The sequence below is a fragment of the Rhizobium sp. Root483D2 genome (assembly GCF_001426685.1).
GTDB classification, from domain to species: Bacteria; Pseudomonadota; Alphaproteobacteria; order Rhizobiales; family Rhizobiaceae; genus Pararhizobium; species Pararhizobium qamdonense.
The window spans coordinates 437,233-456,731 of record NZ_LMFB01000001.1; the positions used below are offsets into that span (position 1 = coordinate 437,233).

The following is a 19,499-nucleotide window of genomic DNA, read 5'->3' on the forward strand; positions in this document are numbered from 1 at the left end:
AATTCAGCCTGTATTCGGACACAATGCGATATCTCTCAACCCGCGTCCTCAAGCCGGAGACATCTCCTGCGGCGCACGGGTTCGGGGCATCAGGTGGAACACTATTTCTTCGATCTGCATTTCGGCAATGAGCGGGTTGTCGATGAAGAGGGCGTTGATCATTTCGACGTCGGGTCCGCCGTTTATTACGGCCAGAGAATTGCCGACAGGATCGGCCGCGATAGCGACTATCGCTCGCTCACCGTCCATGTGCGCACCTTCGAAGGCTCTCTTCTGGCGGTTGTCGCGACTTCCGCAGGACGTGGCTTCGAGCAGATGGCATTGATGGGCCGGTAAATCTCCACTCTTGCGCCAGACATCTTTTCGATCGGCCGAACCGATCATCCGCCTGTCATCAGAGCATGATCAAAGGGGGCAAATGCAGCCGCCACCTGATTCGAGGTCAGCCGGTGCTCCCCGGCCGGTGGCAAAGCCCCGTCGAGGCGACCTATGGAAAAAACCGTTCTCGTTGTCACCGATGCCTGGCACCCGCAGGTCAACGGCGTCGTGCGCACGCTGGATGAACTCGCCCGATCCTTGAAGGAACAGGGCATTGCCATTCATTTCCTGACGCCAGAGCGTTTTGCGACCTTCCCACTGCCCTTCTATTCCGACATCCGGCTGGCGCTGCCGATGCGCCGTCAGGTGGCGGATGAAATCGACGCGGTGGCGCCGGACTATATTCATATTGCAACGGAGGGGCCGCTTGGCCTGGTGGCGCGCGGCATCTGCCTGCGCCGCAAGCTGCCGTTCACGACCAGCTACCACACCCGGTTTCCGGAATTCGTCAGCGCCCGCCTGCCCATCCCGGAAAGCTGGAGCTATTGGTGGCTGCGCCAGTTTCACAATTCCGGCAATGGCATGATGGTGGCGACCGCTTCGCTGGGAACGGAAATGGCAGCCCACGGCTTTCACAATATCAAGCGCTGGACACGCGGCATCGACACCACGCTGTTTGATCCGGCGCGCCGTCAGGACCTGCCGTTTCCGCGTCCGATCTTCCTGAATGTCGGGCGCGTTGCCGTCGAGAAGAACCTGCCGGCTTTCCTCGATCTCGACCTGCCGGGCAGCAAGGTCGTCGTCGGCGATGGGCCCGATCTTGCGGCTTTGCGCCAGCGCTATCCGGATGTGCATTTCCTTGGAAAACGCCTTGGCACGGAGCTGGCGGCGATCTACGCCTCGGCGGATGTCTTCGTCTTTCCAAGCCGGGTCGATACGTTCGGCAATGTCATTCTGGAAGCGCTCGCGAGCGGCTGTCCGGTGGCCGCCTTTCCGGTGACGGCACCGAAGGATATTCTCAGCGATGGCGGTGGCGTCGTGTCGATCGACCTGCGCCAGGCAGCCCTCGCGGCCCTCACATACTCTCGGGAAGAGGCGCGCCAAAAGGCGCTGACATTCAGCTGGAGCGAATGCGCCCGCCAGTTTCTCTCCAACCTCGCCGGTGTGCCGCGCGGCGCCTTTGCCGGACGCGAGCGCCGGCTGGGAGTGATGTAAGAGCCCGATGCAGCTTATCGCAATACCCTCCCCTTGAGGGGGAGGGTCGGAGCGGAGCTCCGGGGTGGGGTGATCCACCCCAATAGCGAGACAAGATTAAGGCCGCGATCGTCCGACCGCACCCGCCGCTTTGCAGCGGCACCCCCTCAAGAGAGAATCAAAGATAGGAAAGTCTACGGCCATTGGCCTTGGATCGTCCCGCCTTTAAGCAGCAACCTTTCAAACATCTGGCACGACGCGCATTCGAAAAAGAAAATTGTAAAACCGAATTTTTTCTATCGGAGCAGCGACACGGTTGCGACCTAGTCCGCACTATGCCGCATTTAAACTCGATGAGCCGGGTTTTAAATATACGCAACAGCGGATCAGCCTAGCAGTCTCACTCGTTTTCAAGGAGCCGCTTCGTGATGAGCACACCATGTCGGGAGGGCGCCTTGTATTATATGCTGAAGATAAAGCCCACGAAAACACAACATTTCTATGATTGCGAGGTGGATGTTTTCGAGCAAAAATCCCGGTCGTTATATATACGCCATAGCCAAATAATGCCTTGTGTATCGCATCCTATGGAGGAAACAGTCGGTAAACTTGAACCTCTCTTCGCCTCTGTCACGGCATTGACGCCAGGCGGAGCTCAAGCCTGCGAAGACGATCACGTCATCTGCTTTGTGCGCCGAAAATGAAACATGATTGCTATGAGGTTTCGCTCCAACTATTCGGACCTGCTTGGAAGAAGGAGTTTCTACAATCGAGCATGGCACGCTTATTAAAGATGAAGAATGTCTCCTTTTGGCGAGCCTTGGAATTCCTCTGATCCCAACAGCGAGCGTCCTGAGCATTTTCGAACCTACTGCTCTCCCTAGCGATCTTCAGGGAAAGTTCGAAGCGGTATGAAATTCGTCGAAGGCTTCTCTTAGTCGCGTGATTCAGAAAGGTGTGTGCATTGCTTTCGGGACAGCTGCGGGAGTCATCCCACACGGTGAAAAAGCGAGAGAGCTAGAGATATATGCCTCGTCGGGCATGACCAATTGCAAGGCAATCAGCACGGCGACATCAGTGATACCATAGGGTTAACCGGTTGTGGTGTTGTCGCAGAAGGAATGCGAGCGGACTTAATATGTCTTCGATAGGACCCCTTAGCTTCGCCTGCGTCACTAAGAACTATAGTGCATGTTATTACGCCAAATTTCATTGTCTCTGTGCCCCGCAAATTAGCTGAGGTTTCCAGTGCAAACAGGCAGTCCGAATTTCTTATCGGTCAGGAAATATACGATATTAACTGCGCCATGTGTCTTCGCGTGGTCTCTTTGGCCAGTACTTGCAATATCTGCAGCGGATTTGCCACCGATATTCGCAACATCTCTATTCTTTGGGGCTGGATTCTTATTCTACTGTATTTTTGCCATATTATCTGGGGCAAAATTGACATTTATATCAGACACACCGCCTTTGTTGCTGGCGGTTGGAACGCTTGGCTTATCTGGTAACGTCGCTTTTTTCAATCTTGGGATTAGATATTCTGACCCAGTACTTGTAAATATAATAGCTTATTCTTGGCCTATTTTCACGAGTGTCATTGCATATTTTCTCGGGCTAGCTCGGTTGAATAAATTAGCAGTTCTCGGACTGGTTATTTCGTTTATTGGAGTTGCGGTCCTTTTTTACGGGCAGATTGACCCCAGTTGGATTGGTCTGTGCGCAGCTTCATTTAGCGCTTTGTGCTGGGGAACATATAGTGCCGTCCGTAAGTACTGGGCGGCTTCAACCGGTGGCGAGATGGCTGCGTTTGCGGGTGTTTCAGCACTATTGCTGTTCGTGGTGTCGGCCTTGACGGGAGACATTTCGATGCCAAACAGCAGCATGATAATGGTTGTCTTCCTAGTCGGACTTATCCCAGTCGCGATTGGCAATACTCTATGGGACATAGGGATGGTTCGAGGAAACCAAGTGATACTTTCCGCGCTCGCTTTCGCAACGCCGATATTAGCAACCTGTTGGCTTGCCATTTGGGGCGGCTCAACAGTTTCTCAGGGCGTTGTAATATCTCTGCTTATCGTGATTGTAGGCATTGCTTTGACTGTCAAAAATACATCGGATATCTGACCGATCCGCTTCGATTGAGCTAATGACGTCATGGCGGCGAAGTCTTCTGCTTCCGGGGTCGCAAGGGTAATCTGATCAAGGTTCTGTGGCACGACGGGGTCGGCATGTCGCTTTACCTGAAGCGGCTTGAAGCCGGAAAGTTCATCTGGCCGGTCAGCCAGAATGGCTTCGCCGTGCCAGTGTCGGCGGCGCAACTCGGCTATCTTCTGGAAGGGATCGACTGGCGCAATCCACGCTGGACGCGGCGACCTGCAACGACAGTATAGTCGCCAACCGTTCCTGCTTTTGTTAGGCTTTCTGTGGTTCGGTGGTAGCTTTCGGCCATGGATGATGCTGCGTCAGAGATAGCCAGACCGCGCGCCGCGCTTGCGGCATCGGCAGCGCGCGCCTGGAAAGCGAGCTTAAAGCCCGATCTCGTAGCTCCAGGGCGGGTTGGCGCCGGCGCGTGAGACGGTCACGGCGGCGGCTTTTGCGCCCAGCGCCAGCGCGTCGCGCACAGCGCTCTCGCTGAGCGTCGCAACCTGTTCCTTGGTCAGGAGATTGTTCATCTTCAGCGATGCCAAAATGCCGGCATCGAACGTATCACCGGCGCCGACGGTATCGACAACCTCGACCTTTTCGCCCGGCACCGAGACCTTGCCGCGCGCCGTGTAACCATCGGCACCATCAGCACCCCTGGTGATGACGACGAGTTTGGGGCCGCGCTGCAGCCATTTGGCCACCAGCTCGTCATGGGTGCCCTCTTCGCCGAACCAGTCGAGATCCTCGTCGGAGAATTTCACGATATCGGACATTTCAGCCATGCGCAGCATGCGGGCCTTGTGGGCCTGCGCATCCTTGATGAAGCCGGGGCGAATGTTCGGGTCGAAGGAAATCACCCGCTTCTGGTACTCGCGGGTCATCAGCGCTTCGTAAGTGGAGCCGCACGGTTCGGGGATCAGGCTGATGGCGCCAAAATGCAGCGCCTCGCAGAAATCTCCAAGCGCCGGCAGATGGTCCTTGGTGATCATCCGGCCGGCCGTGTTTTCGTCGAAGAAGGCATAGGTTGCCGAGCCGTTGACCAGTTTGACGAAGGCGACCGTGGTGTGCAGCGACAGCGTTGCGCAGGGGCCGAAATCGACATTGCTGGATTTCAGTGTTTCGCGCAGCATATCGCCGAACATATCGTCGGAAAGACCGGTGAAGAACCCGGTGGGGATGCCGAGACGCCCAAGCGCGATGGCCGTGTTGAAGATAGCACCGCCGGAATAGGGCGCAAATGCCGTTTCGCCTGCCGTCGTCTGGCGTGGCAGCATATCGATCAGGGCTTCCCCACAGCAAACGATCACGGCAACGTCCTCCCCATATTGAATGTTATTTCAATCGATTTAAGCCAAACTGTGCCGGAATTCCAGCGCCGTTTTCAAGCCGGTGCCAGTTCGCTGACGCCGCCGTTGCGGCCCGACCATTCGAGCGGAGCATTGAGGAAGGCCTCGACCTCGGACAAGGTCTTTTCATCGAACAATTTCTGCTGCTTGGCAACTTCAAGCACATCGCGCCATGTTGCGATATTGAGCAGCGTTACGCCCTTGTCCAGCATCTCGCCGCGCGCCTTGGGGAAAATATCATAGTAGAACAGCGCAATGCCGTGATCGACCACGCCGCCGGCCGCGCGGATGGCGTCGATGAAGGTAAACATCGAGCCGCCGGCCGTCGTCAGGTCCTCGATGACGAGAACGCGGGCGCCGTCTGGCATATGACCCTCGATCTGGGCATTGCGGCCGTGGCCCTTCGGCGCTTTCCGCACATAGATCATCGGCAGCGCCAGGCGCTCGGCGAGCATCGCGGCAAAAGGAATGCCAGCCGTCTCGCCGCCGGCGATGACGTCAAACTTTTCGAAACCGGCTTCGCGCAACACGGTTGCTGCTGCAAAATCCATCACGGCCGAGCGGATGCGCGGATAGGAGATCAGCTTGCGGCAGTCGATATAGACCGGGCTCGCCATGCCGGATGCCAGCTTGTAGGGCTTGTCTGCGCTGAAATGCACGGCCTTGATTTCCCAGAGCATCTTGGCAACGAGTTCGGCCATCACGGCCTTGTCGGGAAAGGATGTCTGGATCATCGGCGGTCTCCTGCAGCTCGGGATTTTTATCCCCCGCCGCATAGCAGGTCAGGCCGCGCAATGCCAGAGCAGAGGGCGCGGCCAGCACCAGGAATCAGCCTGCCGCGCCGTCCAATTCAGCCGTTCTGGTTCTCGCCCTGCTGCTGGCAGAAGGTGATGCGGTTGTTGAAGGGGTCGGTCACCGCCACCTCCAGCCCCCAGGGCGCCTCGTTCAAACCCGGCTTCATATAGCGGTAGTTCTTGGCCGCCAGTTCGGCCTGCAGAGCTGCGGCATCCCCAATGCGGACGAAGGCACGCGCGCCGGGGCTGGCGTCGCCCGCATGTTCGCTCAGATGCAGGATCATGTCTTCCCGCGTGACCTGGCAATAGAGCGGGAAATTATCGCCGAAGCGATGCTCCCAATCGAGCGTGAAGCCCAGAAAATCGCAATAGAACTCCATCGCCTTGGCGACATCGAAAATCCGGAAAATCGGAATCGGCGGCTGAATGCCGATAGGGCCGTCCTGCTTTTGCGCCGGCTTGTCCGCCGCATCGATCCTGGCCGACAGGATATTCCATTGATCGTAACCGAACTGGCCGGCGACGATCTCAAGCGCTTCGCTGTGGGAGAGATTTGTGTTGCGATCTGCAAAGGCCTGTTTCAGCACCTTTGCCATCAGTTTTGCATCGCGAAAATCGCGCATGGTTCATCCTCCGTGTGGCGGCAAACAGGACGATCAGTGCCCGCTCTGCTGACCCGTTCGCCATCAACGCCAAAGACGGGGATGAGAAGGTTTCCATGGATGCGTTCACCATTCGTGCCGGGGCACTGCGGGGCGGCTGGCCACATCCGGCCAAGCGCATTGTTAGGGGAAGTTTTTTGTCCGATCAAGCCCGGCATCGGCCGATTGCAGGCGACGGCGCCAGCAGGCTGATCCAGGCACGGAAAGACTGGGAAATGGCCAAGATTAACTCTTGGTAAGCTAGAGCTACTTTAGGGAAAATACCATGATCCGGACACAAACCGAGAGACATATCGGCCATTGAGGCGGACGTTCAACGCGTCGCTGAACGCCTGATGCCCTCGTATTGTGAGGTTATCCGATGAAAATTATCAGCATTGCTACACTCGCCGCTCTTTCGCTTGCTCCCTTCGTCCTGTCTTCCGCCGCCAATGCGACCACGATGGCGGAATGCAGCACGAAATATAAAGCCGCGCAGACGGTCGGAACGCTCAATGGAATGAAGTGGAATGATTTCCGCAAAGCGCAATGCGGCAGTGATTCCGCCGCTGCGGCCATGACACCGGCGTCTACAAAAATGGCTGCGAAAAAACCCTCCGCAATGAGCACCAGTCAGGAGCCGACGGCAGACAATACCGAGAACATGCCGGAACCGGCCAAAACCACGGCAAAAGCGCCCAAGGGCGTTGTTTTCCCAAGCAAGGTCGATACGAAATATTCGACCGAGACAGCCGGCAAAGCCCGCATGCACACCTGCCTCGATCAATACAAGGCCGACAAGGCCGGCAATTCATTGAACGGCCTCGCCTGGATCCAGAAAGGCGGCGGCTTCTACAGCATCTGCAATTCGAGGCTCAAGTCCTGATCGGACCCTGCCGGTTTCCTGGAGGCGGACTTTTGACTGCCTTCAGGAAACGGTCCAATGCAGCGGGAACATCGGATCAAACACGGTGACCGTGCCTGCGTCCGTCTCGATCTTTTCCGGAAATGTCAGAGCCTCCGCCTGCTTGCGCAGGGTGATCGTCTCGCTGTTGACCGGGAGGCCATACCAGGCCGGGCCATTCAGCGAGGTGAAGGCTTCGAGCTTGTCCAGCGCATCGTCCTGCTCGAACACATGGGCAAGGCAGCTCATCGTGTTGATCGAGGTGTAGATACCGGCGCAACCGCAGGCGCATTCCTTCAAGGGATCGACATGCGGCGCGGAATCAGTGCCGAGGAAGAAGCGGCCGTCACCGGATGTCGCGGCAGCCCGCAGGGCAAGGCGATGCAGTTCGCGCTTGGCGACCGGCAGGCAGTAATAATGCGGACGGATGCCGCCGACCAGGATGGCATTGCGGTTGATGATCAGGTGATGGGTGGTGATCGAGCCGACGAGATTGCTCTTGGATGCCTTGATATAGTCGATGCCATCCTTGGTGGTGACATGCTCCATCGTCACCTTCAATTCCGGCAGGCGGGTGCGCAGCGGCTCCAGCACGGTTTCGATGAAGACGGCCTCGCGATCGAAAATATCGACCTCCGGCGTCGTGACTTCGCCGTGGACGCAGAGCGGCAGGCCGATTTTCGCCATGCGCTCCAGCACCGGCATGGCATTTTCGAAATTGCGCACGCCGCCATGCGAATTGGTGGTGGCGCCGGCCGGATAGAGTTTGACGGCCTTGATCAGGCCGCTCGCATGACCGGCCTCGACATCATCCGGATTGGTGCCTTCGGTCAGATAGAGCGTCATCAGCGGCTCGAAACGGTCGCCCTTGGGCAGCACCGCCAGGATGCGCTCGCGATAGGCGGCCGCGTCGGCGGTGGTGACCACCGGCGGCACGAGATTGGGCATGATGATGGCGCGGGCGAAGTGGCGGCTGGTATCGCCGATGACGCCCTTGAGCATGCCGCCATCGCGCAGATGCAGATGCCAATCGTCAGGACGGCGGATCGTCAGTTCGGTGACGGACTGTGGGCTCATGGCGGATATCTCCAAGCACTCATAAATTTTATAAATAGAGAGCTGAAGCATACAGATGAAGCTGAAACAGAGACGTGGCGTCATTGTTTCCCGCGGTCGAATGCCTCATTCTCCGTCATCCTCGCCCTTGTGGCGGGGATCCAGCGACCCGACGTCCGTCGGGTCAAAGGACTCCTGTCGCCCAAGGACTTGGGCGGCTGGATTCCTGTGACAAGCACAGGAATGACGGAGGAAAAAGCTCCGTGCCCACCAGCGTTTCAAGGCTCCGATAGCACCATTCCGTGCGGTAGAACAATGGCGGATCTGTCGTTCAGTCCGTTTCGAAAATCTCGATGGCGATATCGGCCGCACGCGAATTGCCGATGATCCGTTTGCCGTTCGGCAGATCGTTGCCGTAAAGCTTCCATTCGATGCCGGCGGCGTCCAGCCCGTAATGGATCCAGCGCTGCCGCAGCCGCTCCTCCAGGACTTCATAGGACGGGCCGACGAAGATCGACAGGTCGAACATGCCGTCAAGCCGCGACCAGGGCGCCTCGTCGAGCAGAAGGTAATTGCCCTCCGCCAGGATGATCCGCGTTTCCGGCGCAACCGGCCTTGCCGACGCGATGGCGATTTCACGGGAGCGGTCGAACACGGGAACGAGAACCTCCTCGTCCGCCCGGCGCACCGCCGAGACGATATCGATGAAAGCCCGTACATCAAAGGTTTCCGGCGCGCCCTTGCGTTTCAACAGACCGCGCTCTTCCAGAATGCCGTTATCCATATGGAAGCCATCCATCGGCAAAATGGCGGATTTTTCGCCACGCCGCGTCAGTTCTTCCTGAAGCGCATCGGCCAGCGTTGACTTGCCGGCCCCGGGGGGGCCGGCAATCGCGACGATGAAACGGGACGCGTTGCCCGCCTTTTCGACAATGCTATCCGCAATGGCGGCAAGCGTCATGCTCATGCGGCGGCAGCCTCCGGGGGAACCTTGGCACCGGTCATGAAGGCGACGGCATCCGACATCGTATAGTCCTTCGGATTGATGACGCAGAGCCGCTTGCCGAGCCGGTGGATATGGATACGGTCGGCCACTTCGAAGACATGCGGCATGTTGTGCGAAATCAGCACGATCGGCAGGCCGCGGGAGCGCACGTCGAGAATGAGTTCGAGGACCTTGCGGCTCTCCTTCACCCCGAGCGCCGCTGTCGGCTCGTCGAGAATGATGACCTTCGACCCGAAGGCCGCAGCGCGGGCAACCGCGACGCCCTGGCGCTGGCCGCCGGACAGCGTTTCCACTGCCTGGTTGATGTTCTGGATCGTCATCAGGCCAAGCTCGGACAGCTTGTCGCGGGCGATCTTGGCCATCTTCGGCCGGTCGAGCATGCGGAAGACCGAGCCCATCGGCCCCGGCTTTCGGATTTCACGGCCGAGGAACATGTTGTCGGCGATCGACAGGGCCGGCGAGAGCGCCAGGTTCTGATAGACGGTTTCGATGCCGGCCTCGCGCGCCTCAAGAGGCGAACGGAAGTTGACGACGTTGCCGTCAAGGCGGATTTCGCCTTCGTCGGGATGAATGGCGCCCGAGATTGCCTTGATCAGCGAGGATTTGCCCGCGCCGTTGTCACCGATCACGGCGAGGATTTCGCCGGGATAGAGATCGAAATCAGACTGGTCCAAAGCGGTCACGCGGCCATAGCGCTTGACGATACCCCGTGCCGTCAAGAGGGGTGCGGTGAGAAGAGGTTCCATCAGCCTGCTACCTTTCTGATCCACTGATCGACGCCGACAGCCGTAATGATGAGGACACCGGTCAAGAGGACTTTCCATTGCGGATCGGCGCCGAGCATGTTGAGGCCCATCGACACGACGCCGACGATCAACGCGCCAAACAGCGTTCCCAGGATCGAGCCCCGCCCGCCAAACAGCGAGATGCCCCCGATCACCGCCGCCGTAATGGCCTGGAGATTGTAGTCGGTGACCGCCCAGGACGGTGAAATCGAGCCGTTGCGGCCAATCGAGACCCAGGCGGCGAGCGCTGCAATGGCACCGGCAAGACCGTAGACGCCGAGGAGAACGCCCTTGACCCGGATACCAGACAGTTCCGCCGCTTCCGGATCGTCGCCGACCGCGTAGACATGGCGGCCCCAGGCCGTGTGATTGAGGGCGTACCAAAGGGCAAGCACGGTGATCACCATCATGATGACGCCGAGCGTGAAGACGGCGGAGCCGAGCTTGAAGCTGGCGCCAAAGAGGCCCAGAAGCGGGGCTGCGGTTTCGATATCGGCCCGGCGAATGGTCTCATTGGCCGAATAGATATAGTTGATCGCCGCGATGATGTTCCAGGTGCCGAGCGTGACGATGAACGGCGGTAGTTTCATGCGCGAAACCAGGAAGCCATTGGCCATGCCGCACACGGTACCGGTCACAAATCCCGCGAGAATGGCCAGCGGTGCCGGAAGGCCGTAAGTGACGGCGCAATTGCCCATGACCACAGCCGAAAGCACCATGATCACGCCGATCGACAGGTCGATGCCGGCCGTCAGGATGATCAGCGTCTGTGCAGCGCCGAGAATACCGACCACGGCGATCTGCTGCAGAATGAGCGTTAGCGTTCCTGCCGTGAAGAAACGTTCGCCCTTCAGGACGCCGAAGACGATGATGGAAACGATCAGCACGATCGCCGGAATGGCGGCCGGTGTCGAATGCAGAAAATGCTGGATACGCCGCAAGAGCGAGCGATCTTCGAATGAAGCGACGGATTTGTCGCTTTGATCCAGTGTTTTTTCGAAATCCTGGACGCTTGTCATGACAACGCCTCCCTCCCAAGAGACCGGCCTACCAACCGGCTGTTGAAAAGGGCGGCCAAAACCGCCCTTTCATATTCATTCTGTGGCGAAAGCCTTACCGTATCAACCCCAGCACTTGTCCGTGCCGGTCTTGACGTCGATCGATTCGACACCTTGGGCAGGCTTGTCGGTGACGAGAGACACGCCGGTATCGAAGAAGTCCTTGCCTGCGGTCGGCTGCGGCTTGGTGCCGTCCTTGGCATATTGCGCAATCGCTTCGATGCCGAGCGATGCCATCAGCAGCGGATATTGTTGCGATGTCGCACCGATAATGCCTTCCGAGACGGATTTCACACCGGGGCAACCACCGTCAACGGAAACGATCAGCACGTCCTTTTCCTTGCCGACAGCCTTCAGCGCTTCATAGGCGCCGACAGCGGCCGGTTCGTTGATCGTGTGGATGACGTTGATGTCCGGGTCCTTCTGGAGAAGGTTTTCCATGGCGGTGCGGCCGCCTTCTTCATTGCCGTTGGTCACGTCATGACCGACGATGCGCGGATCGTCTTCATCGCCGATCTTGTTGGGGTCCTTCGGATCGATGCCGAAGCCGATCATGAAACCCTGGTCGCGCAGAACATCGACCGTCGGCTGCGAGGGAACGAGATCGAGGAAGCCGATCTTGGCATCCTTGGCCTTGTCGCCGAGCGTTGCGGCGGCCCAGGCGCCGATCAGCTTGCCGGCCTGAAGATTGTCTGTTGCAAAGGTCGCGTCGGCAGAGCCTGGCGGATCGAGCGGGGTATCGAGCGCGATGACGAGCAGGCCGGCATCCTGTGCCTTTTTGACCTGATCGACGATGGCCTTGGTGTCGGAAGCGGCGATCAGAATACCCTTGGCACCATCGGCGATGCAGGATTCGACAGCAGCAACCTGACTGTCATGGTCGCCATCGACCTTGCCGGCATAGGACTTCAGCTCAACGCCGAGTTCCTTGGCCTTGGCTTCGGCACCTTCCTTCATCTTGACGAAGAAGGGGTTGGTGTCTGTCTTGGTGATCAGGCAGGCCGAGACATCGGCGGCCTGGGCCGGGGCTGAAAATACGACGCCAAGCGCCAGCGCGCCGAGAGCGGCGGAAACAATAGTCTTCTTCATGAAATCCTCCCAAGGATTGAAAATTGGAACCGGCGAACCGGCCCTTCAGGCTTCGCCCACCGCATCGTCTCCTCTTTGCGGTTGGCGCTTCCGGATACAAAACAAACATCAAAACAAAATCCTGTCAATAAATAAATCAAATTGAATTATTAAAAATCTGTGCCATTCTCTGCGCAGAAAATGTGCATGCGCCTCTCGTGGTTGCACTGCACGCAAGAAACAAAATGCAAGGCGGGATCGGGAGGCCTATCCGGGACAAGCCAGTCCGGGTAGGAGATCACGCTTTAGGGAGGAAACGGGCATGACATCACAGGCCGGTTCCGGCGGTGCATCGACCGTTCCGGACGTCTTTGACCCGGGCGGCGGCGCCAATCTTACCCGTGTGCGCGCCTATAACGAGCGGCTGGTCATGTCGCTGGTGCGCCGTCACGGCAGCCTGTCGAAAGCCGATATTGCCAGGCGTTCCGGCCTGTCGGCGCAGACGGTCACCGTCATCATGCGGGCGCTGGAAAAGGACAATCTTCTGATCCGGGGCGAGCCCGTGCGCGGCCGTGTCGGCCAGCCATCGATCCCGATGCGGCTCAATCCGGATGCCGTCTATTCCTATGGCGTCAAGATCGGCCGGCGCAGCTGCGATCTGGTCCTGATGGATTTCGTCGGCAATATCCGCCTGCAGCTGCATCAGACCCATGCCTATCCGATGCCGGACGATATCCTGTCCTTCATCGTCGAGGGCATTCCGAAACTGGAAAAGATGCTGACGCCCGAACAGCGGACGCACATAGCCGGGGTTGGTATCGCCACCCCCTTTCAGCTCTGGAGCTGGGCCGAGGAAACCGGCGCGCCACGCGAGGCGATGAACAGCTGGCGCGGCTTTGACCTGCGCGCCGAAGTGGCGGCGCAGACCCATCATCCCGTCCTGATGCAGAACGACGCCACCAGCGCCTGCGGCGCCGAGCTCATCTTCGGGGTTGGCTCTTCCTATCCGGATTTCATCTATTTCTATATCGGCTCGTTCATCGGCGGCGGCATCGTCCTGAATTCGGCGCTGTTTTCCGGCCGCACCGGAACGGCCGGCGCCGTCGGGCCGCTGCAGGTGTCGGACAGAAATGGCAAGCCACAGCAGCTCCTGAAGATCGCCTCGATCTTCGTGCTGGAAAATCTGCTGCGCGAAAAAGGCATCGATCCGAAACCGCTGTGGTATTCGGCCGATGAATGGATCGATTTCGGCGAGCCATTGGAAACCTGGATACAGCTGACGGCCGCAGCCCTTGCGCAGGCCATCGTCTCTTCCGCCTCGATCATCGATTTCAGCGCTGCCGTCATCGACGGCGGCTTTCCGGGCTGGGTGCGCGAACGCATCGTTGCCGCGATCCGCATGGCGGCGGGTGAACTCGATCTCGAAGGCGTCATCCTGCCGGATATCATCGAGGGGGCCGTCGGCGCCCAGGCCCGCGCCATCGGCGGCGCCAGCCTGCCGCTGTTCTCGCGCTACCTCATCGACACCAATGTTCTTTTCAAGGAAACAGCCTGATGCTGAAAGGTCTGAACCCGCTCCTGAGCCCCGAGCTCCTGGCCACCTTGCGCGCCATGGGGCATGGCGATGAAATTGCCCTGGTCGATGGCAATTATCCCGGCGTCGAACATGGCCGCCGGCTGATCCGGCTCGACGGGCACCATCTGATCCCGGTTCTTGATGCGATCCTGAGCGTCATGCCGATCGACGATTTCGTGCCGGAGGCGATCTTACGCGCCACTGTGAAGCAGGATCGCGATGCGCTCGACCCGGTGCATGAGGAGATCATCGCCTGCTGCGCCCGATACGAACCACAGCGTGCAGTAGCGCCGCTTCTCGGTCTCGAATTCTATCCGAGGGTTCGCGCTGCCCACACCGTCGTCCAGACCAGCGAACCACGGCTCTACGGCAATGTCATTCTGCGCAAGGGTGTCATCTATCCCTGATGCGCCTCGACACTGGAAATGAAAAAGCCCGCCGATTGCAACGATCGGCGGGCTTTTTCGTATCAAACACTCAGCAATCAGGCGCGCTTGGCATCAACCGAGAGGGCACCGGCACCGAACGTGGCGACGAAGAGGAAGCCGCCTGCGATGGCAAGGTTCTTCATGAAGTGGATGTCGTTGCCGGCAACCGAGAAATCACCGTGGCCGATAAACGCCGTGGCAACGCAAAAGAGCGCCAGGATATAGGCAACCGGGCGGGTAAAGAGGCCGACCAGGATGGCGAGGCCACCAAACAGCTCGACGACGGCGACGATGACGGCCGTCACCATCGGCAACGGCAGGCCCATGCTGCCGAAATAGCCGGCAGTGCCGCCAAGGGCGGTGATCTTGCCGTAACCGGCGATGATGAAGAGGATGGACAGGAGGACACGGGCGACGAGGAGGACTGCATTCTGCGGCATGGGAAGAAACTCCGGTTGGGTTCATTGTTGGCGACAGATTTATCAGCAATTCCGAATTCATCCAGCCCGCCGGCCGGAGACAGATCGTTCACAATCAGTAGACAGTTCACGCATATCGTCAACCGGCCGCACGATGCGAGAAAAGGCAATCCCAGTTTTTAAGTGTTTTCTGTTGCAACACCGGGAAGACTGCGAGAAGAATTTCCTCGGGGTTGTAATGATGATGCGGATGGGGATGCAGTATGAGTGACGTCAATAAAAGTCCCGCCTTCTGGCGTTCTTTCCCGATTTTCGAGGAGTTCGACAAGGAAACGCTTTCCGCCATCGCCGCACTTGCGACTTACCGCAAATGGACCGCCGGAGCGGTGATCTTCCAGCGGGGTGATGAGGGCAATTACATGATTGCTGTCCTTTCGGGGCGCATCAAGCTGTCGCTGATCACACCGCAGGGCCGGGAGTTGCTTTTGCGCCATATCGAGGCGGGCGCCCTGTTCGGGGAAATGGCCATTCTCGACAGCCAGCCACGTTCAGCCGACGCGACCGCGATCACGGCAACCGAAGGCTATGTCATCGGCAAGAAGGCCTTTCTCGATTTCATCACCCATACGCCGAACGCCGCCGAATCGATCATCCGCTATCTCTGCGCGCAGCTGCGCGATACGACGGACCGGCTGGAAACGATCGCGCTTTACGATCTGCATGCCCGGGTGGCGCGCTTCTTCCTCGCCACCTTGAAACAGATCCACGGAACGGAACTTCCCGAAAGCGCCAATTTGCGGCTGACGCTCAGCCAATCGGATATTGCCGCTATTCTCGGCGCCAGCCGCCCCAAGGTGAACCGGGCCATTCTGGCGCTGGAGGAAAGTGCTGCAATCAAGCGGCTCGACGGCGTCATCACATGCCATATCGGCCGCCTGCAGAAAATCGCGGAACCGGAAGAGGAATAACCGTTGAAACGTTTCCGCCTGTCCCGGATCAGGCCGCTGTTTGCGGGCGCGGCGGCGAGCCTTGTGGGTGCCTTGCTGCTGTTCTTTACCGGCGGCGCAGCACTGGAAACGCAGCGGGAGCAGTTCTTCGATTCGCTTACCCAATGGCTTCCCGCACCGCAATCGGCAGAGATCGTCGTCATCGATGTCGATCGCAAGGCGATGCAGCAGGCGCCGGACCAAAGCTGGGGCCGATTGGAGACGGCCGATCTCCTGTCCAGGCTTTCCAAGGCCGGCGCCAAGGCTGCGGCCGTCGATTTCATCTTCTCCACGGCCTGCGACCCCGCAGACCCCGCCAATATCGCCCTGACACAGGCGATTTCCGGCCTGCCGGTCATTCTCGGTTTCCTGATTGCCGATGGCGGGCCCGAACATCCCGGCCCCGTACCGCCGGTTGCCGTGCGCAAACCGGTCAGCATTCCCGATCTCTGGTTCATCAACGGCGCCGAAGCCTCCTGCACCTTTCTGCAGACGGCCTCACGCTCGGCAGCGGCCGCCTTTCTGGTCGGCGACGAGGATGCCCGCATCCGCCGGGTCCAGGCCTTCTCGATCATCGGCAATGACGCCTATCCGGCGTTGGGCCTTGAAGCTGCCCGGCTGGCTGCGGGCGGACACACGCCCATCCTTGGCGGGGAGCCCGCGTGGCTGAAGCTTGAGAGCCGGTTGATCGAGCTGGACGCGGATGGCAGCCTGCGTTTTGCCGCAAGCCCGAGTGCTACGATCACGGCGCGCACCGTATCTGCAGGCGATGTGCTGAGCGGCGCGGTTGCGGGCGATCACTTCAAGGACAAGACGGTGCTGATCGGCAGCAGCCTGCCGCATCTCGGCGGATTGCGCTCCACCGCCTCCATGCCGCTCGAACCCTCGGTGCAGATCCACGCCGATATCGCCAATGCCGTGCTCACCGGTTTCATTCCACAACGGCATGCGACGCTACCGCTGTTTGAAGCGGCACTGGCCCTGACCGGCGGCCTGCTGGTGGCTTTCGTCGCCACGCGCCTGCGGCCGGTCACATCGGTTGCGCTCGGCGTGCTCGCCATCTCCGCGACCATCGGCGCAGCAGCCGCCATCTATGCCGCGTCCGCCCTGCTGGTCGATGCCGTCGGCATCAGCCTGGTTTTGATGTTCGTGCTGATCGTGACCAGCACGCTGCAATTTGCCCGCGTCCGGCGGGCGGAATCGACTGCTCGCAGCAAGTTTTCGCAATATTTGCCGCAATCCGTCGTCGCCCGCTATATCGACAATCCCGACGATGACCGTGTTGCCGGGGAGGAACGTCCGGTCACCGCCTTGTTTACCGATATCGAGGGTTTCTCAACGCTGTCGCAAAAGCTTGCGCCGCGCGATCTCGTGACCCTGCTCGATATCTATTATGCGGAGGTCAACGGGCTGGTCGCGCAGTATGGCGGCATGGTGGACAAGGTGGTCGGCGACGCCGTGCACGCCTTTTTCAATGCGCCGGAGGATTTGCACGATCACATCAACAAGGCGATCGAATGCGCCGGGGCGATCCGGGCTCTGACGGAGGAAATGCGCCGCCGGCCGGGCTTTGCCGAACACCAGTTTGGCCGCACCCGCATCGGCATCGAGACGGGCATTGCGGTTCTCGGCGAAGTCGGCGCCGGTGGCAAGCTGGACTATACGGCGCATGGCGACTGCATCAATCTGGCCGCCCGGCTGCAGGAGGCCAACAAGTTTCTCGGCACTGCCATCTGCATCGGCCCGCAGGCAGCCGTCGAAAGCGGCCGTATGTTGCGCTCGCTCGGCATGCACGACATTCGCGGCTTTGGCGAAATGGAATTGTTTACCAGCGAGATGTAACGCCTGTCCGGTCAGCGCTGCAAGCCGGCGCTGGCATAGGCCTCGACGATCCGGGCTTCCTTCCATTTGACGATCTCGTTCGGCGCCTCGCCGGGCCTCGCGATCTCGATGCCTTCCCCGGCGCCGACCAGCCGCTGGACGCCACCGGCATCGACCGAGACCTGGCCGTGCTCGACGAAGACGGCAAAGACGCCGCGATTGGGGCCTGCGAAAAACTTCGTACCCCGCACGCCGATCATGCCGAACGTGGTGCGAAGCACCAGATCGATCTTCGGAAGGCCCTCCGGCCGGTCGAACACCATCTGCCCCAGGCCAAGCTCCATCGTCCCGCCCTGGCCGGCAATGAAACTGTCGAGCAGAAGCTCCGTCTTGCTGCCCAAAAGGACGCGCGTATCGCCCACCAGCGCCAGATCGGCAAAACTGTCGCTGCCGGTCGCGACAAAATCATTGTCCATGATCTGCCCGCCGGTCGCCAATCCCTCCTGCTTTTTCGCCCGTTTGAGATTGACCTTGCCGCGCACGTCCGATGCCTTGCCGATCACCGTGGTGGCCTGAGCCGGTATCGCGGCAAGACCACCTGCAGCCAAAGCGCAGCTAACGACGAATGCCCGCCGTCCGATCAGGCCCGGCCGCAGCAGTTGAATGTCTGGCTTCATTGTCATTGCTCCCTCTTCTCGCGATCCGGGTTCACACGATCCGGTCTTGGCGAATGATCGCTTTCGCCGGATGCCGCTCCTGCGGGCTCTGTCCCCGATCCTCCTGCCCGGACGCAGCACTCCCTGTTTCTCAAGGAACAGCCGCCGGCCGGCGTGCCCCTTAGGGTGACACAAACGCCACGGAGAACACCATGAAAAACGAACCCAGCAAGCGCATTTCAGCCCTCAACGCCATTCTGCTTACCGCCGTCAGCCTGCTGTCCGTCGCGGCAATCGCCATTCCCGACGCCCGCGCGGCATCCTCCCTTTTGCCATCGGACCAATGCGATGCGGAAGCCGGCAGCGAACATGACCTGCAACGCAATCTGGCCTTTCGTCCCGTGGCGACCGACGATATCCGCATCGGCATTGCCCTTTCGGCTTGCCGCGAAGCCTACAACCAGGGCAGCGGCCCGCGCCAGACTTTCGAGCTTGCCCGCGTGCTCCATGCCGCCGGCCAGCGCGGCCAGGCCATGGCGATGCTGGAAGAGGCGGCCGAAGGCAATCATGCCATCGCGATGGTGAACTATGCCGTCATGCTCGGCGAACGCGGCGACCATGCTGCAGAATTCGCACTGTACCAGAAGGCCGCCGCCACGGGAAACATCCTTGCCGCCTTCAATCTCGGCGTCGCCTATCGCGACGGCACCGGCACACCGGCCAACGGCCCGCTCGCCGCCCAATGGTTCGAGCGGGCTTCAGTTGCCAGGGATAATCTCGGCGCCTTCAACCTCGCCGTCATGCTGGATGAAGGCAAACAGCTGCCGGAGGATAACGGCAAGGCCGCGCAGTTCTACCGGCTTGCCGCCGAACGCGGCAATGTCGATGCCATGATCAATCTCGCCATCATGCTGGAAACCGGCGAAGGCATGCCGGCCGACGCCGGCGCTGCCAGAGCAATGTTCACCCTGGCTGCCGGAAAAGGCGATGCCTTCGCTCAAGCCAAGATCGCGCAGGCACCGGCCGCCACCGCGATTGTCGAGCCCGGCGAACAGGCAAGCCTTTTGCTGCCAAAGTCTGAGCGTGCGAAGTAATTATTCCAGCCGGAATGCCCTGTGGGCGAACCCCGATTTCCCCCTTCTCCGCAGCGGGGAGAAGTGCCGAACGCAGTGAGGCGATGAGGGAGTCTTTCGGCAAATTCAGGGCGTCTGCCCCCCTCATCCGCCCTTCGGGCACCTTCTCCCCGCTGGGAACCGTTGCAAAATTCTGTGGTTGTGATTCTCTGTCGTTACGAGCAG

General features: G+C 59.7%; 20 protein-coding genes and 1 pseudogene. 11 read left to right on the forward strand and 10 right to left on the reverse strand.

Features of this window, described 5'->3' with window-relative positions; genetic code table 11:
• The first annotated feature begins 93 nt into the window (after positions 1-93).
• The 4 genes and pseudogenes from ASD32_RS02020 to tnpB all read left to right on the forward strand — a co-directional run.
• Positions 94-336: a hypothetical protein gene (locus ASD32_RS02020; protein ID WP_060636204.1), complete on the forward strand. Its 243-nt coding sequence runs from the start codon at positions 94-96 to the stop codon at positions 334-336.
• A gap of 153 nt (positions 337-489) precedes the next feature.
• Positions 490-1,533: a glycosyltransferase family 1 protein gene (locus ASD32_RS02025; RefSeq protein WP_060636205.1), complete on the forward strand. Its 1,044-nt coding sequence runs from the start codon at positions 490-492 to the stop codon at positions 1,531-1,533.
• A 1,227-nt stretch (positions 1,534-2,760) separates the two neighbouring features.
• Positions 2,761-3,636: an EamA family transporter gene (locus tag ASD32_RS02030; protein WP_082546594.1), complete on the forward strand. Its 876-nt coding sequence runs from the start codon at positions 2,761-2,763 to the stop codon at positions 3,634-3,636.
• A 44-nt stretch (positions 3,637-3,680) separates the two neighbouring features.
• Positions 3,681-3,902 (forward strand): annotated as a pseudogene (gene tnpB / locus ASD32_RS02035) (IS66 family insertion sequence element accessory protein TnpB); the annotation flags it as partial.
• Positions 3,903-4,037: 135 nt separating this feature from the next.
• Here tnpB and ASD32_RS02040 read toward each other — a convergent pair.
• The 3 genes from ASD32_RS02040 to ASD32_RS02050 form a co-directional block, all read right to left on the reverse strand.
• Positions 4,038-4,964 carry a carbohydrate kinase gene (locus ASD32_RS02040; protein ID WP_060636207.1) on the reverse strand — a complete coding sequence of 309 codons (927 nt, stop codon included), beginning with the start codon at positions 4,962-4,964 and terminating at the stop codon, positions 4,038-4,040.
• Positions 4,965-5,038: 74 nt separating this feature from the next.
• On the reverse strand, positions 5,039-5,737 hold the full coding sequence (locus tag ASD32_RS02045) for an orotate phosphoribosyltransferase (RefSeq protein WP_060636208.1): 699 nt from the start codon (positions 5,735-5,737) through the stop codon (positions 5,039-5,041).
• 116 nt (positions 5,738-5,853) lie between these two features.
• On the reverse strand, positions 5,854-6,420 hold the full coding sequence (locus ASD32_RS02050) for a glyoxalase superfamily protein (RefSeq protein WP_060636209.1): 567 nt from the start codon (positions 6,418-6,420) through the stop codon (positions 5,854-5,856).
• A gap of 95 nt (positions 6,421-6,515) precedes the next feature.
• Here ASD32_RS02050 and ASD32_RS02055 point away from each other — a divergent pair, with 95 nt between their 5' ends.
• Both ASD32_RS02055 and ASD32_RS02060 read left to right on the forward strand, forming a co-directional pair.
• Entirely contained in the window at positions 6,516-6,698 is a 183-nt protein-coding gene (locus ASD32_RS02055; protein WP_156383007.1) for a hypothetical protein, read from the forward strand.
• A 131-nt stretch (positions 6,699-6,829) separates the two neighbouring features.
• Positions 6,830-7,324 carry a hypothetical protein gene (locus tag ASD32_RS02060; protein WP_200953545.1) on the forward strand — a complete coding sequence of 165 codons (495 nt, stop codon included), beginning with the start codon at positions 6,830-6,832 and terminating at the stop codon, positions 7,322-7,324.
• 42 nt (positions 7,325-7,366) lie between these two features.
• On the opposite strand, the gene pyrC is transcribed toward ASD32_RS02060, so the two are convergent.
• From pyrC to ASD32_RS02085, 5 genes are all read right to left on the reverse strand, one after another.
• On the reverse strand, positions 7,367-8,419 hold the full coding sequence (gene pyrC / locus ASD32_RS02065; RefSeq protein WP_060636212.1) for a dihydroorotase: 1,053 nt from the start codon (positions 8,417-8,419) through the stop codon (positions 7,367-7,369).
• A 310-nt stretch (positions 8,420-8,729) separates the two neighbouring features.
• Positions 8,730-9,365, reverse strand: a complete 636-nt coding sequence (locus tag ASD32_RS02070; RefSeq protein WP_060636213.1) for a nucleoside triphosphate hydrolase — start codon at positions 9,363-9,365, stop codon at positions 8,730-8,732.
• Positions 9,362-10,150: an ATP-binding cassette domain-containing protein gene (locus ASD32_RS02075; RefSeq protein ID WP_060636214.1), complete on the reverse strand. Its 789-nt coding sequence runs from the start codon at positions 10,148-10,150 to the stop codon at positions 9,362-9,364. Before ASD32_RS02075 ends, ASD32_RS02070 begins: the two co-directional genes overlap by 4 nt.
• Positions 10,150-11,208 (reverse strand): ABC transporter permease, encoded by a 1,059-nt coding sequence (locus tag ASD32_RS02080; protein WP_060636215.1) that lies wholly within the window; start codon positions 11,206-11,208, stop codon positions 10,150-10,152. The genes ASD32_RS02075 and ASD32_RS02080 overlap by 1 nt, the downstream gene beginning before the upstream one ends.
• Before the next feature lie 102 nt (positions 11,209-11,310).
• Positions 11,311-12,336, reverse strand: a complete 1,026-nt coding sequence (locus tag ASD32_RS02085) for a sugar ABC transporter substrate-binding protein (RefSeq protein WP_060636216.1) — start codon at positions 12,334-12,336, stop codon at positions 11,311-11,313.
• Positions 12,337-12,637: 301 nt separating this feature from the next.
• Here ASD32_RS02085 and ASD32_RS02090 point away from each other — a divergent pair, with 301 nt between their 5' ends.
• Both ASD32_RS02090 and ASD32_RS02095 read left to right on the forward strand, forming a co-directional pair.
• Positions 12,638-13,870, forward strand: a complete 1,233-nt coding sequence (locus tag ASD32_RS02090) for an ROK family transcriptional regulator (protein ID WP_060636217.1) — start codon at positions 12,638-12,640, stop codon at positions 13,868-13,870.
• Positions 13,870-14,298: an RbsD/FucU domain-containing protein gene (locus ASD32_RS02095; RefSeq protein ID WP_060636218.1), complete on the forward strand. Its 429-nt coding sequence runs from the start codon at positions 13,870-13,872 to the stop codon at positions 14,296-14,298. Before ASD32_RS02090 ends, ASD32_RS02095 begins: the two co-directional genes overlap by 1 nt.
• Before the next feature lie 77 nt (positions 14,299-14,375).
• Here ASD32_RS02095 and ASD32_RS02100 read toward each other — a convergent pair whose 3' ends face one another.
• Positions 14,376-14,759, reverse strand: a complete 384-nt coding sequence (locus ASD32_RS02100; RefSeq protein WP_060636219.1) for a DoxX family protein — start codon at positions 14,757-14,759, stop codon at positions 14,376-14,378.
• A 242-nt stretch (positions 14,760-15,001) separates the two neighbouring features.
• On the opposite strand from ASD32_RS02100, the gene ASD32_RS02105 reads away from it, so the two are divergent.
• Positions 15,002-15,706 carry a Crp/Fnr family transcriptional regulator gene (locus tag ASD32_RS02105; RefSeq protein WP_060636220.1) on the forward strand — a complete coding sequence of 235 codons (705 nt, stop codon included), beginning with the start codon at positions 15,002-15,004 and terminating at the stop codon, positions 15,704-15,706.
• Between the two features lie 3 nt (positions 15,707-15,709).
• Entirely contained in the window at positions 15,710-17,566 is a 1,857-nt protein-coding gene (locus ASD32_RS02110) for a CHASE2 domain-containing protein (protein ID WP_060636221.1), read from the forward strand.
• A gap of 11 nt (positions 17,567-17,577) precedes the next feature.
• On the opposite strand, the gene ASD32_RS02115 is transcribed toward ASD32_RS02110, so the two are convergent.
• Complete coding sequence (locus ASD32_RS02115) at positions 17,578-18,201, reverse strand: FecR family protein (RefSeq protein ID WP_060636267.1); 624 nt, start codon at positions 18,199-18,201, stop codon at positions 17,578-17,580.
• Between the two features lie 212 nt (positions 18,202-18,413).
• Here ASD32_RS02115 and ASD32_RS28810 point away from each other — a divergent pair, with 212 nt between their 5' ends.
• Positions 18,414-19,295, forward strand: coding sequence for a tetratricopeptide repeat protein (locus ASD32_RS28810; RefSeq protein ID WP_082546596.1), 882 nt, complete (start codon positions 18,414-18,416; stop codon positions 19,293-19,295).
• The last annotated feature ends 204 nt before the right edge of the window (positions 19,296-19,499 follow it).

Coding starts and splice junctions, on each gene's coding strand:
- ASD32_RS02025 (WP_060636205.1), top strand. CDS start 490: ATGGAAAAAACCGTTCTCGTTGTCACCGATGCCTGGCACCCGCAGGTC.
- ASD32_RS02045 (WP_060636208.1), bottom strand. CDS start 5,737: ATGATCCAGACATCCTTTCCCGACAAGGCCGTGATGGCCGAACTCGTT.
- ASD32_RS02050 (WP_060636209.1), bottom strand. CDS start 6,420: ATGCGCGATTTTCGCGATGCAAAACTGATGGCAAAGGTGCTGAAACAG.
- ASD32_RS02055 (WP_156383007.1), top strand. CDS start 6,516: ATGGATGCGTTCACCATTCGTGCCGGGGCACTGCGGGGCGGCTGGCCA.
- pyrC (WP_060636212.1), bottom strand. CDS start 8,419: ATGAGCCCACAGTCCGTCACCGAACTGACGATCCGCCGTCCTGACGAT.
- ASD32_RS02070 (WP_060636213.1), bottom strand. CDS start 9,365: ATGAGCATGACGCTTGCCGCCATTGCGGATAGCATTGTCGAAAAGGCG.
- ASD32_RS02075 (WP_060636214.1), bottom strand. CDS start 10,150: ATGGAACCTCTTCTCACCGCACCCCTCTTGACGGCACGGGGTATCGTC.
- ASD32_RS02080 (WP_060636215.1), bottom strand. CDS start 11,208: ATGACAAGCGTCCAGGATTTCGAAAAAACACTGGATCAAAGCGACAAA.
- ASD32_RS02085 (WP_060636216.1), bottom strand. CDS start 12,336: ATGAAGAAGACTATTGTTTCCGCCGCTCTCGGCGCGCTGGCGCTTGGC.
- ASD32_RS02090 (WP_060636217.1), top strand. CDS start 12,638: ATGACATCACAGGCCGGTTCCGGCGGTGCATCGACCGTTCCGGACGTC.
- ASD32_RS02095 (WP_060636218.1), top strand. CDS start 13,870: ATGCTGAAAGGTCTGAACCCGCTCCTGAGCCCCGAGCTCCTGGCCACC.
- ASD32_RS02100 (WP_060636219.1), bottom strand. CDS start 14,759: ATGCCGCAGAATGCAGTCCTCCTCGTCGCCCGTGTCCTCCTGTCCATC.
- ASD32_RS02105 (WP_060636220.1), top strand. CDS start 15,002: ATGAGTGACGTCAATAAAAGTCCCGCCTTCTGGCGTTCTTTCCCGATT.
- ASD32_RS28810 (WP_082546596.1), top strand. CDS start 18,414: ATGAAAAACGAACCCAGCAAGCGCATTTCAGCCCTCAACGCCATTCTG.